Raw genomic sequence first — 270 nt, 5'->3', positions numbered from 1 at the left:
CCGCGCCGCGCGCACGCTGTTCATCTCGCGCGATCGCCTGGGCGTCAAGCCGCTGTACTACACGGAGAACGCCGGCCGGCTGTATTTCGCCAGCGAGGTCGCCGCATTGCGGGCGGTGCTGCCGCTACACGATGCCAATGCAGCCAAGCTGCACGACTACCTGGCCTACGGCTACCGCACCAACGATGGGGCGACTTTCTTTGCGGGTGTTCATGAGCTGAAGCCCGGCACCAACCTGACCTGGCAGGCAGGCCGGTTGAGTACTGCGCG

The 270-nt window shown here is 65.9% G+C and carries 1 pseudogene; it reads left to right on the top strand.

Annotated elements, in window-relative coordinates:
* Positions 1–270 (top strand): annotated as a pseudogene (locus RVY79_RS19750) (hypothetical protein); the annotation flags it as partial.

The organism is Chromohalobacter sp. HP20-39 (assembly GCF_033052815.1).
GTDB lineage: Bacteria > Pseudomonadota > Gammaproteobacteria > Pseudomonadales > Halomonadaceae > Chromohalobacter.
Note: the sequence above shows the minus strand (reverse complement) of the source record. Positions and strands in the feature narration are given on the sequence as shown.